The following is a 12,955-nucleotide window of genomic DNA, read 5'->3' on the forward strand; positions in this document are numbered from 1 at the left end:
ATGATAGAGTATTTAATTAAAAATAAAGAAGCAATTAAGAAAAGAATTAAAGAAATAGCTAATAATTCTTATAATATTCATGAGTTTTGGAACCCTTATGAATTTGATAATCCAAAAAATTTAACATTCTCTGCTGGGGATGGGTCATACAATCATTTAGATTATTTGTCTTTTTCCTTTTATGCTGTTGGTGCTGTAGGATTGTTACATAAGGTAGGGGGTAAAATAAAGAGAGTTAAAGAAAGTTATGATTTTTATATAGAGCATCCATTAGATATAACTGAAAGATTAAGATTATATATGTTAATCTTAGAGCTAAAGTTAGCTTATTATCTGTTAAAAAATTATAATATTGACTACTATCTGTTTGATGGTTCCTTATTTTCTTTATTAATATCAGCAAAAACAGCTATAGAAAAGTTTGGAAAAGATGATTTTGAAAAATTTTATGATAAATATAAAGAAGAGTTAGATAATGAAATACATAAAAGTTTAGAAAATGATGAAATAGTTATTAATAGTAAAATTTATAATTTAGATAGAGAAAAGAAAGTATTATTGGAAGCTTTAGAATACATATTAGTGTTAAATAAGATAATAAATGAATTTAAAAATAAAATAATTGGAATTTCAAAAACATCAAGAATAAATATATATTTCAATGCAAATATCCCAGATATTGCTATTTTCACTAAATACACTAATGATGAAGGATATTCTAAACCTATAAATTTCTTTGAAACATTAGCAGAGAGTTATGGTGAAGGTTATAAACAACTTAGTGGGGTTATGAAAAGTATTTGCTTTATTAGAAAATTTGGAGCTAAGTTAAATAATGCATATATTCAGTTTGTTAGATTAGAAAGAAATAAAGCTGTACTTGGTATAACAAGTTTTGATAAGATAGATTTAAAAGTCTTATCATCATTGAAGGCAATATCTATTGATGGCTATCCATACGTTTTAAAGAAAGCTCATAATATGGTTAAAATAACAAATAAGGATATGAGATATTTTGCAAAGTTTTTAAACATAGAGGAGCCCATAGCAAGATATATGGTAGAGAGATTATGATAACAGTAGGTATTGATCATGGAACTTCAGGAATAACAACATGTATTAAAGAAGGTAGTAAAAAGATAATTTTTAAATTAAAGAGAAGTGAAGTAAAAGAGAGATCTTATTTAGAAGAATTAAAGAGATATGTTGATTTAGATAAAATAGATATGATAACTCTAACATATTCTATGGGTGATGGAATTAATAAAATTCTTCCTATAGATAAAGTTAAAAATAGGGGAGTTAAAAGTTTAGAAGGGGCTGGAGAAAAGATAGGTGGAGGTACAAAAGTTTTTGATGAGATAAAAGAAAGTTCCCTCCCTGCTATTGTCTTGCCAGGTTTACATAGGGATATAGAATGTTTAGATGAAAGATTTAGGGCATTATTTTCCCACATAGCTTCTCCAGAAAAAATATCCATAGCATATTATGCTTATAAACTCTTTAAATTTAATAATTTTGTTCTATCTGATATATCTTCAAACACTGTAACATTACTAATAAAAAATGGGAAGTTTTTTGGAGGATTTGATGCATGTATTGGGGCAATTGGTATTTTACACGGCCCAATAGATCTTGAAATGATAAGAAAAATTGATAATAATGAAATTTCAGCAAATGAAGCCTTTTCCAAGGCTGGAGCAGTTAAAATAGCAAAAATATATAAAGGTCCAGAAGAAACCAAAGATGAGATAATTAAAAACTACTATACAAATAAAAACTGTAAATTAGCTATAGACAGCTTAATATTAAGTGTTTCTTTAGAAATAAATAGTTTACTTTCATTAACAGATAAAAAGAGAGTAGTATTAGCTGGATCTGTAGGAACACTGAGAAAACCTATAGACATACCAAAAGAAATAAAAAAGTTTGTTAAAGCCAAAATCCATGTATTGTATGGAGAAAGTGGTGCTATTGGTGGAGCTTTAATTGGTGAAGATGTTCTAAAAGGTGTTGATGAAATATTAGGTATAAAGGTGGAGATATGATAGGTATTGGATTAGGAAAAAATAAAGAAGAGGTGATTAAAGCATATAATAAACTTAAAGAAGAAAACATAGAGGTTGTGTTAATTGAAGATTATAAAACTCTTATTGATAAGTTGTTAAATAAAGAATTATCTGGAGCTATTAGAGGTTCTTTACCATCATCTGAGGTTATTCCATATTTAAGAGAAAAGATAGGAAAATTTTACAGAGCTTCCATTTTAAAAAATCCATTTAACAACAAACTTTTTTTACTATCTCCTGTAGGAATAGATGATATAAGTATTGATAAAAAAGAAAGAATTGATGATAAAATAAGAATCATAAAATATGCATCAAACTTATTAAAAAAATATGAAATAGAACCAAAAATTGGATTGCTTTCTGGAGGAAGATTGGAAGATAGAGGAAGAAATATTATTGTAGATGAGACAATAGAAGAGGCTGAAGAAATAAAAAAGAATTTAAAGGAATATAACATTTTACATTATGGAATATTAATAGAGAGATATTTAAAAGAAGACTGTAATATTATTGTAGCTATAGATGGGATAACAGGAAATTTAATATTTAGAAGTTTAGCATTAGTTGCAGGATTAGAGGGTTATGGTGCTATTCTTTTATCAAATAAAGAAATAAAATTTATAGACACTTCAAGAGAAGCTAATTGGAAGAGATATTATAATGCTGTAAAATTTTTATTAGGTGAATTCATTTGAAAAAATTTTTAAAGAAAATATTTTTAAAAACACTTAATGCCTTAGAAAATTATGGAATTTTGAAAATCTATGAAAAAATATTAGAAATGCAAATTGATAAGAATAATTTGCCCAGACATGTTGGCATAATAATGGATGGAAACAGAAGAACTGCTGAAATATTTGGGAAAGAAAGATATTATGGGCATTATTTAGGAGCTAAAAAAGTTAAGGAAGTATTGAAATGGGCAAAAGATTTAGGAATAAAGATTGTTACTTTATATGCCTTTTCATTAGAAAATTTTAAAAGACCTAAAGAAGAAATTGAAAAATTGATGGAATTATTTGAAAATAAGTTTTATGAGATTGCTGATGATGAAGAAATACATAAAAATAAAGTTAGAATATTAGCTATAGGTAGAAGACATTTATTACCTGAAAATGTTAGAAAAGCTATAGATTATGCTGAAAGTAAAACAAAAAATTATAATAATTTTTATGTGGTTGTTGCTATAGCCTATGGAGGTCAACAGGAAATAATAGATGCTGTAAAAAAAATAGCATATAAAGTTAAAAATGGAGAAATAAACCCTGAAGATATTGACAAAGATTTAATAGATAAACACCTATACACTGCTAATTTACCATTTCCAAATCCTGATTTGATAATAAGAACTTCTGGGGAGGAGAGGATAAGCAATTTTTTAATTTGGCAGAGCTCATATTCTGAATTATATTTTTGTGATATATATTGGCCATTATTTAGAAAAGTTGATTTTTTAAGAGCTATAAGAGAATATCAGAAAAGAGAAAGAAGGTTTGGAAAATAAAATTAGAAATCTAAGCTAATAATCTCAACATCCAATTTTTCTTCCAATATGTTTTTAAACTTCTTCAGCCCATAAACTTCAGTTCCATAATGTGTAGCATCAATAACACTGAAATTCATATCTTCAGCTAAGATTCTTGCATGGTGAGTTAGATCTCCTGAAATATAAACATCTGAATTTTTAGCAGCATGTATTATACTTTTTTGAGATAGTCCATAGCCAGATAGTACTGCTAGTTTAAAGTTTTCTATATCTTTAGGATTTACAACTATAGGATTTTTACATAAATTCTCCTTAACAATGTCTAATAACTCTTTAAATGTTCCTTCAAAAATCCCTACTCTTCCAAGTCCATTATCATATAGAGGTTGAATGTTTTTTAAATTAAATAGTTCAGATAAAGCATCATTTAGAAAGGCTACATCTAAGTTTGTATGTGCAGAATAAAGAACAATTTTATTATTAATCAGTAATTCTAACTTTTTATAAACCACTCCAGTAAATTTATTTATTGGATCTTTTAATAGAGGATGATGAGTAAAGAGAAAATCAACTCCTTCTTTTACAGCCTTTTTTATGACTTCTAATGAAGGATCTAAAGCCACCCCTAATTTATTAACCTCTCTATCTTCTCCAACCTGTAAGCCTACATTATCCCCTTCAATAGCCATTTCTGTTGGGGCAAGATTTTCTATAATTTCAATGATCTCATAAACATTCATATAATCACCAATAAATATTTTAAATATCTTAATATTTATATAACGCTCATCTTCAACTACCATTACCTAACATAATTATCAGCAATTTGATAAACCAGTTTGATTTGTAGTTATAAATGAATGTGTAGAAGCTTACGTATATGTGGAGATTTTTCCTGGAAATTCCTCTGTGTTTTCTTAAATAGGGTTTGATTATCGAATGGAAGCATTCGTAGTTATTAATGTGAGAGAACCCGTTAGAATATTCTTTCGACGCATGATTGACTGTTAAATGCACAGATACTTCGGATGTGAGCTTAAATTTTCATAGATGGTATATTCGTCCGTATTAACGATTAAATCGTCTGAATTCACTCCATCAACCATTTTCCCATAAACTAACTTTGCTTAAACTAACTTCTACTGAGGTAAAGACCCTCTTCTCCATTCTGCTGTACAGTGTTATTATTGGAGGTCTCTCAGTTCTGTATGTTCCCTTGCCTCTCCTTTTTAAATTTCTTCTTCGTCTGTTTTCTTTTTTTAATTCCTTTATCTCCAGCGTTAACATAGAATTCGTCTATTTCTATCACATTTCCAGCAATTTTTTTTAAAATATTGTCTTTTTCAGATAACTCCATAACTTCCTCCGAGAAATAGTAAACGGTTCTGTAATCTCTCTCCAGTTTTTCAGATATCTGTTTAATGGATGAATTTTTTCAGGTTTTTGATGATGTAGAACATCTCTCCCAGTGACATCTGCTTTTTGGCGAATATCGTTCCAGTTAAATCGTTGAAGTGTCTCCTGCACGAGTTGCATCTGTATCTCTGAATGTATGGTTTATTTCTCTCTTTACCCTTTAAAATAACATCTCTCGAATGTAGTATGGACAAACATAGCCCCTACTCCATCTAATCTGCCTTATAACTTCAATACACTCCTTATTTCCTGGTATGAATAACCCATATATTTTAGCGCTTATAAAACTATTTATGGCAATCATTGTTTATATAGGTAATCATGGATGAACATGAACGTTTATATAATTTTAAGCATACATTTATTTTTTGGTGATAAGAATGGAATGGAAATTAAGTAAGATATATGATACTGGGTTTTGTTCATTATGTTCAACATGTTCAATAGTATGTCCAAATAATTTAATAGCTTTTGATAATAGGCCATATCTAAAAGATGAATGTTTAAGAAAAGGAAATGGAATGTGTTTTGAAGTGTGTCCAAGAGTTTCTTCTGGAAAATATCAAATAAAAATTAGGGAAGGATTTAAAGAGGAATACTATTATGGAAAATCTGATATAGAAGGACAGGATGGAGGAGTTGTTACAAAGTTTTTGCTTTATTTACTTGAAAATAATAAAATAGATGCTGCTATAGTTGTAGGAGATGAAAATTGGAAACCTGTATCTTTAGTAGTTAAAGATAAAGAAGATTTATTAAAAACATCAAAATCAAAATATTTCATATCTACATTAGAAGCTTTAAAAGAAGCTGCTGAAAGAGGTTTTGAAAAAGTAGCTGTTGTAGGGTTACCTTGCCAAATAAATGGATTAAGAAAATTACAGTATTTCCCATACTTAGCAAAACATGATTTTGAGCTGGGAAGAAATGGAAAGCCTATAAAGTTACCAAAGATAGAGTATTTAATAGGGCTGTTCTGCCATGGTAAATTTAGCTATGAATCAGTAATTAAAGCTCTTGAAAAGAGGGGTATTAAAATTGAAGATGTTAAAAAGTTTGATATTAAGAAAGACTTATTTGTTTATCTTTCTGATAGAGTTGAAAAGATACCATTAGAAGAGTTAGAAATGTGTAGTGGATGTAAAGTTTGTAGGGACTTTACATCTGAATTAGCTGATGTATCTGTAGGTTCAGTAGGATCTCCAGAAGGATATTCAACAATTATAATAAGGACAAAAAAAGGAGAAGAAATTAAGAATGCTATAGAATTAAAAGAAGGAGTTGATGTTGAAAAAATAAAGAAATTAGCTGAGAAAAAGATAAAGAGATTCAAAAAAGAGATAGAGAGAAGAAAAGAAAATAATGAGTTTGTATCATTCTACTGGACATCTGATTATGGAGGAGTAGGAAAAAGAGCAGATGGAACTTACTTTATAAGAATTAGAGCAAAACCTGCAGGATTCTATGATAAGGAATGTGTTAAAGTAATTTTAGATATTGTAGATAAATATAATTTAAGATTAAAAGTAACTGATAGGCAGGGCTTTGAATTACATAATGTTTCAGGGTTTGATGTAGAAGATATTATAGAAGAATTAAATAAACATAATATTATAACTGGTTCTGAAGGTCCATTAGTTAGAGTAACACTAGCATGTCCAGGAGAGGGTAATTGTAGCAGTGGGATAATAAAGACTGAAGAAGTGGCAAAAATAATAGAAGAAAACTTTAAAGAATACCCTGCCCCATATAAATTTAAAATAGCTATAAGTGGATGTCCTAATAAATGTGTAAGGCCAAACATTCATGATATTGGTATTGTAGGAGTTAGATATCCAAAAGTTAATGATAACTGTAATGGATGTGGAAGATGTTATGAAGTTTGTAAAGTTGAAGCTATAGATATAAGGGGAGAAACTAGCTACACAAACTATAATGTCTGTATAGGTTGTGGAAAATGTATAAAAGAGTGTCCAAATGATGCAAGAGAAGTATTAGAAGAAGGTTACTTACTATATATAGGAGGTAAAAGTGGAAGAGAAGTTGTAGAAGGTGTGAAAATAGGAATAATAAAAGATAATGACACAATAATAAAAATTATAGACAATGTTTTAAAAACTTATAAGAAATATGCTAAAAAACCACAAAGAGAAAGACTATCAGCTGTTATGGAAAGAGTTGGTAAAGGTAAGTTTTTAGATGAAGTTATGAGAGAGATAAATATTTAAGATGGGGAATATCTGAAACATTGACTTCCCAAATAGCTTTATAATTATCAAATAAATTATTTAAATTTTTAAAGTCATATTCTATTTTTATAACTTTAATATCCTTTGGGACTTTATATATTATATATCCTTCATAACTTTTTTTTGGAGGTATTGCCTCAATAACTAAAGCATTTTTGATATCCAAAACATTCATTTCAGCATCATAACTTTTTCCATTTTCATCTAAAAGTGTAAAATCCATATTAGATATTTGATATGGTTTTTTATCTTGCAGATTCTTAGCTTTTATTTTAACTATCACAAAAGTTTCATTATTTTTAATTTTTCTGTAACCCATATTTCCTTTTAATGTATCAACAATCATAACATCTTCAACAGTGATATTTACTTTTGAGTTATTTGCAAATTCTCCAATTTTAAGTTTAACTATAACTTCTTTACTATTGTTTATACTAAACTCCCCATCATAAAAACTTTTTTTTACAAAATCTAAAATTTGCATTCCTGAAAACATTACTATTATAAGTATCAATATAGAAAATATTAAAGTTTTTATATCCAAAATAGTCTCACCCAAAATATTAATACTATAAAAATTTTATATTTTATAATATAAACATTTATAGCCCATATGTGATAAAATATATAAAAGGTGGGGATATGAAAATTTTATTTTATCTATTTGTTGAAAGTGAAAATATTGGAAAAGCTATAAATGCCCTATCAGAAGGAGGAATAACAGGATTTTTTTTATATGATTACAAAGGGATGTCTCCAGAAGAATGGAAAGGTTTTTTAATAGATGAAGATCCAGAAAAAGCTATAAAAGCTATACAAAATTTAGCAAAAAATGCCATATTAATAGGAACTGTTATTGATGAAAAAAAAGCTATACATATAGAGAAAGCTATCAAAGAAAGATTAAAAGATTGTAAATACACCATTATTCAGATTCCTGTGTTGAAAATTGAAGTGAATTATGTGGGAGAATGAGGGGTAGAAAAAAGCTACCAAGATACATTTCAGAATTACCAAAATTTAAAATATTTAAACCTGCTGGAAAACCATTAGAAAATTTAGAAAAAGTAAAAATAAACATTGATGAGCTTGAAGCTATAAGATTAGTTGATTATCTTGATTATACTCAAGAAGAAGCTGCAAAACTCATGGGCATTTCAAGAAGGGTGTTGTGGAACCTTTTAACAGAAGGGAGAAAAAAAGTTGCTGATGCTATAATCAATGGGAAAGCTTTGATTATAGAGGAAAACAATTATATCATAAGAGAGTGTCATCAATGCATAGGCCATAGATTTGGATGGAAAAAGCATTGTAGGTGGGAATTATGATATTATTGGAGGTTAAAAATGTTACTAAAAGATTTGGAGGTAAAGAAGTGTTAAAAAATATATCATTCACTTTGAATGAAGGAGAGAGTTTAGGGATATTAGGAAAAAGTGGAGCTGGTAAATCTGTGTTATTACATATGCTTAGAGGGATGGAAGGGTATGAACCTGATGAAGGGGAGATAATATACCATGTCTCATACTGTGACAACTGCGGTTATGTTGATGTTCCATCTAAGGATGGAGAAAAGTGTAAGAAATGTGGTAGTACATTAAAAAAGATAGAAGTTAATTTTTGGAAAGATAAAAATTATCTCTATAACTTAAAGAAAAAAATAGCTATAATGTTACAGAGAACATTTGCTTTATATGGAGAAAAAACAGTTATTGAAAATATATTAGAAGCTCTCCATCAAGCAGGTTATGAAGGAAAGGAAGCTATAGATAAAGCCTTAGAATTGATAAAAATAGTTAAGTTAGAGCATAGAATAACACATATAGCAAGAGATCTAAGTGGAGGGGAAAAGCAAAGAGTTGTTTTAGCTAGACAAATAGCTAAAGAACCTTTTATATTTTTAGCTGATGAGCCTACTGGAACTCTTGATCCACAAACAGCAAAACTAGTTCATTCAGCTTTAAAAGAATTAGTCATAAAAAATAAAATATCTTTAATTTTAACATCTCACTGGCCAGAGGTAATTGCTGAATTAACAGAGAAAGCTATTTGGTTAGATAAAGGAGAGATAATAGCTGAAGGTAGTTCAGATGAGATTGTTAATAAGTTTATGGAACAAGTAGGTAAGTTTGAAAAACCAAAAATTGAAGTAGAAATAAAAGAGGATATTATAAGGCTTGAAAATATATCAAAGCATTATTGTTCTGTTGAAAGAGGAGTAATAAAAGCAGTTGATAATGTTTCTTTAACTATAAAAGAGAATGAAATATTTGGTTTAGTTGGTGCTAGTGGGGCAGGAAAAACTACATTAGCTAAGATAATAGCTGGAGTCTTACCACCATCAAAAGGAAAATATTGGTTTAGAGTTGGAGATGAATGGGTAGACATGACTCAACCAGGCCCATTAGGTAGAGGAAGGGCTAAGAGATATATAGGAATTCTCTTCCAAGAATATGCATTGTATCCACACAGAACAATATTGGAAAACTTAACAGAAGCTATAGGGTTAGAATTGCCTGATGAATTTGCATTTATGAAAGCAACTCATACACTAGTGTCTGTTGGTTTCTCTGAAGAAGAGGCAGAAGAAATATTAAATAAATATCCTAATGAATTAAGTGTTGGAGAAAGACATAGATGTGCCCTTGCACAGGTGTTAATAAAAGAGCCTAGGGTAGTAATATTAGATGAGCCCACAGGAACTATGGATCCAATAACAAGAAATATTGTGGCTAATTCAATACTGAAATCAAGAATAGAGTTAGAACAAACATATATTATTGTTTCTCATGATATGGATTTTGTATTAAATGTTTGTGATAGAGCAGGGTTAGTGAGAAATGGAAAGTTAATAAAAGTTGGTAAACCTGATGAAATTGTTAAGCTATTAACTGAGGAGGAGAAAGAAGAGATGTTAAATCAATAATTCATCTAATTTTAACTCTCCACTATGTAAGGCTGTCCCTACTAAAACACCATCAATTCCTAAATCAACACATACTTTTAAATCTTCCTTATTTCTCACACCTCCTCCAACATAAATTGGGTTATTAACCTTTCTCATTACCATATTAATTAATTCTTTATTGATCCCTCTTTTTGTTCCTACAGATGAAATATCTAATATAATTAATGGAGTCTTCTCATTAATTAAAGATATTATAAAATCTAAATCATAATTTAGTAGCTTATTGTCTTTAAAATCTAAACTAACAAAAACATTTTCTTTTAATAAAGATAAGTCTTTTAAAGTTTCAGTAGCTAATATTATTTTATCATTTTCTTTTAAAAATTTTTTACAAATATTAAAATCTTCTCTTCTTCTAATTCCAAAATCTACTATTTTTTTCATTTTTATGTCTTTTATGATATCAAAATTATTTCCTCTACCCATAATAGCATTTAGATCAGCTATATAAATTCTATTAAAATATTCACTTAAAGCCTCAGATATTTTTATAGGGTTTGGGATAGGACAAAAGATAGATTTTAATGGTTTATAATCATCTCTTTTTCCACTCTTTCCTGATACAGCCTTTCCATCTTTTATATCAATAACAGGGATAACTTCCATATTACCACACACAACAAAAAATTATTTAAAGGAATTATTTAAAAGATTTTAATATAAAACATTTGCTAAGGTGTTTTTATGGTAAATTTTGATAAAGAAAAAATGTTAAACCCTTCAATTATTGGAGGAATTATTAATGGAATTCTAGGAGCAATATGTTGTTTAGGTTATATTATTGGAGGAGCTATAGCAGCTCATCTATATGTCAATGCTGGTGGTAGTTTAGATTATGAGAATTGTGGTATTGTTGGTGCTGTTAGTGGTGTTATTGGAGGAATTATTGCCGCAGTGTTAAACTTTTTTGTCATGGCATCACTCATGCCTATGTTTGGAGGAGCTAAGGCTTTTGTGATAGCAGGGTCATCTTTTATTATAATGCTAATTAGTGCAATAATCTTTGGAGCTATCCTTGGAGCTGTTGGAGGATTTATCTATGTTATTATTAAAAATAGGTAATTTATTATGAGATATTATAAAATTTTATTTCTTTTTTCTATATTTTATATTGGAATATTTTTAGCACCATATACTGCATATTTAGGTGAGAGTTCAGATATTTTTAAATATATATCATTTCTTATATATGCTATCTATTCTACAATATGTCACCAACTACCTAGCAGAAGTTATTTCATCTTTGGTCATAAAATGGCTGTGTGTGCAAGATGTTTTGGAATATATACAGGAGTTTTAATTGGAATGATTGTTTATCCTTTTATAAAAATTAATAAATTACCAAAATACTATTTAATAATAGCATTAACACCAATGGCTATTGATGGTATTACTCAAATTATTGGATTAAGAGAAAGTTTTAATGAATTAAGATTTATAACTGGGTTTATTGCAGGATTTACAATTGTTTTTTACATCCTCCCTATAGTTTTAACAAAATTCCATAAAAGGTGAAAATTTGTATAATGTTAGAGATATAAGCTTATGGAAAGAAGGAGAGAAAAAGATTGAATGGGCTAAAAGGCATATGCCTGTTTTAAACTTAATAAGGGAAAAGTTTAAAGAAGAAAAGCCATTTAAAGGAATAACTATTGGTATGGCATTACACTTAGAAGCTAAAACTGCAGTTTTGGCAGAGACATTAATGGAAGGTGGAGCAGAGATAGCTATAACTGGTTGTAATCCTCTATCCACCCAAGATGATGTTGCTGCAGCATGTGCTAAGAAAGGTATGCATGTTTATGCATGGAGAGGAGAAACAAGGGAAGAGTATTATGAAAATCTGAATAAGGTTCTTGATCATGAACCAGATATTATTATAGATGATGGTTGTGACTTAATTTTTTTAGTACATACAAAAAGAACTGAACTTCTAGAAAAAATTAAAGGAGCTTGTGAAGAAACAACTACTGGAATTATAAGGTTAAAGGCAATGGAAAAAGAGAGAGCTTTAAAATTTCCAGTTATGGATGTAAATGATGCATATACAAAACATTTATTTGATAATAGATATGGAACTGGACAGAGTGCCTTAGATGGAATAATTAGAACTACAAACTTACTAATAGCAGGAAAAACTGTTGTAGTTGCTGGATATGGATGGTGTGGTAGAGGAATTGCAATGAGAGCTAAAGGTTTAGGAGCAGATGTTATAGTAACTGAAGTTGATCCAATAAGAGCTTTAGAGGCAAGAATGGATGGATTTAGAGTTATGAAAATGATAGAAGCCGCTAAGTATGGAGATATATTTATTACAGCTACAGGTTGTAAAGATGTTATAAGAGAAGAACACTTTCTAAAGATGAAAGATGGAGCTATTCTTTGCAATGCAGGACATTTTGATAATGAAGTTAGTAAAAAAGATTTAGAAAAGTTAGCAAAATCAATAAGGGAAGTTAGGAAAAATATATTAGAATATGATTTAGGGGATAAAAGATTGTATCTCTTAGGTGAGGGAAGGTTAGTTAACCTTGCCTGTGCTGATGGACATCCTATAGAAGTTATGGATATGAGCTTTTCCAATCAAGCCCTTGCAGCCAGATATTTATTAGAAAATTATAAAAAATTAGAACCAAAAGTTTATAGAATTCCATATGAGCAAGATTTATTCATTGCTAAATTAAAACTTAAATCTTTAGGAATTGAAATAGATGAATTAACAGAAGAACAAAAAAAGTATTTAAATGATTGGAGAGAAGGAACATAA

15 protein-coding genes are annotated in these 12,955 nt (G+C 28.8%); 11 read left to right on the forward strand and 4 right to left on the reverse strand.

From position 1 onward, the window contains the following. The 4 genes from METVI_RS0103130 to uppS are packed head-to-tail and all read left to right on the forward strand — an operon-like array spanning position 1 to position 3,573. On the forward strand, positions 1-1,074 hold the full coding sequence (locus tag METVI_RS0103130) for a DNA double-strand break repair nuclease NurA (protein WP_004591832.1): 1,074 nt from the start codon (positions 1-3) through the stop codon (positions 1,072-1,074). Further along, entirely contained in the window at positions 1,071-2,048 is a 978-nt protein-coding gene (locus METVI_RS0103135) for a methanogenesis marker 12 protein (RefSeq protein WP_004591830.1), read from the forward strand. Before METVI_RS0103130 ends, METVI_RS0103135 begins: the two co-directional genes overlap by 4 nt. Further along, positions 2,045-2,764: a methanogenesis marker protein Mmp4/MtxX gene (gene mtxX, locus METVI_RS0103140; protein WP_004591828.1), complete on the forward strand. Its 720-nt coding sequence runs from the start codon at positions 2,045-2,047 to the stop codon at positions 2,762-2,764. Before METVI_RS0103135 ends, mtxX begins: the two co-directional genes overlap by 4 nt. Beyond that, positions 2,761-3,573 carry a polyprenyl diphosphate synthase gene (uppS, locus tag METVI_RS0103145; protein WP_004591825.1) on the forward strand — a complete coding sequence of 271 codons (813 nt, stop codon included), beginning with the start codon at positions 2,761-2,763 and terminating at the stop codon, positions 3,571-3,573. Before mtxX ends, uppS begins: the two co-directional genes overlap by 4 nt. 2 nt (positions 3,574-3,575) lie before the next feature. Here uppS and METVI_RS0103150 read toward each other — a convergent pair whose 3' ends face one another. Further along, on the reverse strand, positions 3,576-4,295 hold the full coding sequence (locus METVI_RS0103150; RefSeq protein WP_004591823.1) for a Nif3-like dinuclear metal center hexameric protein: 720 nt from the start codon (positions 4,293-4,295) through the stop codon (positions 3,576-3,578). Positions 4,296-4,753: 458 nt separating this feature from the next. Then, positions 4,754-4,912: a hypothetical protein gene (locus METVI_RS07305; RefSeq protein ID WP_017981025.1), complete on the reverse strand. Its 159-nt coding sequence runs from the start codon at positions 4,910-4,912 to the stop codon at positions 4,754-4,756. A 439-nt stretch (positions 4,913-5,351) separates the two neighbouring features. On the opposite strand from METVI_RS07305, the gene METVI_RS0103165 reads away from it, so the two are divergent. After that, entirely contained in the window at positions 5,352-7,199 is a 1,848-nt protein-coding gene (locus METVI_RS0103165; protein WP_017981026.1) for a Coenzyme F420 hydrogenase/dehydrogenase, beta subunit C-terminal domain, read from the forward strand. Here METVI_RS0103165 and METVI_RS0103170 read toward each other — a convergent pair. Beyond that, positions 7,177-7,764, reverse strand: coding sequence for a DUF4352 domain-containing protein (locus METVI_RS0103170; protein ID WP_004591819.1), 588 nt, complete (start codon positions 7,762-7,764; stop codon positions 7,177-7,179). The genes METVI_RS0103165 and METVI_RS0103170 overlap by 23 nt on opposite strands. A gap of 98 nt (positions 7,765-7,862) precedes the next feature. Between METVI_RS0103170 and METVI_RS0103175 the strand changes: the two genes are divergently transcribed. Genes METVI_RS0103175 through atwA form a run of 3 tightly spaced genes read left to right on the forward strand, consistent with a single transcriptional unit; the run spans position 7,863 to position 10,146 of the window. Next, positions 7,863-8,195 (forward strand): MJ1244 family protein, encoded by a 333-nt coding sequence (locus tag METVI_RS0103175; RefSeq protein WP_004591817.1) that lies wholly within the window; start codon positions 7,863-7,865, stop codon positions 8,193-8,195. After that, complete coding sequence (locus METVI_RS0103180; RefSeq protein ID WP_004591814.1) at positions 8,192-8,548, forward strand: DUF134 domain-containing protein; 357 nt, start codon at positions 8,192-8,194, stop codon at positions 8,546-8,548. The genes METVI_RS0103175 and METVI_RS0103180 overlap by 4 nt, the downstream gene beginning before the upstream one ends. Beyond that, positions 8,545-10,146, forward strand: a complete 1,602-nt coding sequence (gene atwA, locus METVI_RS0103185) for a methyl coenzyme M reductase system, component A2 (protein ID WP_004591812.1) — start codon at positions 8,545-8,547, stop codon at positions 10,144-10,146. Before METVI_RS0103180 ends, atwA begins: the two co-directional genes overlap by 4 nt. On the opposite strand, the gene METVI_RS0103190 is transcribed toward atwA, so the two are convergent. Next, a complete protein-coding gene (locus METVI_RS0103190; protein WP_004591810.1) occupies positions 10,135-10,794 on the reverse strand; it encodes a HisA/HisF family protein in 660 nt (219 codons plus the stop codon). The genes atwA and METVI_RS0103190 overlap by 12 nt on opposite strands. 78 nt (positions 10,795-10,872) lie before the next feature. Here METVI_RS0103190 and METVI_RS0103195 point away from each other — a divergent pair, with 78 nt between their 5' ends. The 3 genes from METVI_RS0103195 to ahcY are packed head-to-tail and all read left to right on the forward strand — an operon-like array spanning position 10,873 to position 12,955. Further along, entirely contained in the window at positions 10,873-11,250 is a 378-nt protein-coding gene (locus tag METVI_RS0103195; RefSeq protein WP_004591808.1) for a DUF5518 domain-containing protein, read from the forward strand. A 6-nt stretch (positions 11,251-11,256) separates the two neighbouring features. Beyond that, the gene (locus tag METVI_RS0103200) at positions 11,257-11,703 is read left to right on the forward strand and encodes a DUF2085 domain-containing protein (protein WP_004591806.1); all 447 of its coding nucleotides are present in this window, start codon (positions 11,257-11,259) and stop codon (positions 11,701-11,703) included. Between the two features lie 4 nt (positions 11,704-11,707). Next, positions 11,708-12,955, forward strand: coding sequence for an adenosylhomocysteinase (ahcY, locus tag METVI_RS0103205; RefSeq protein ID WP_004591804.1), 1,248 nt, complete (start codon positions 11,708-11,710; stop codon positions 12,953-12,955).

This window comes from Methanocaldococcus villosus KIN24-T80 (genome assembly GCF_000371805.1).
GTDB lineage: Archaea > AGJL01 > Methanococci > Methanococcales > Methanocaldococcaceae > Methanocaldococcus > Methanocaldococcus villosus.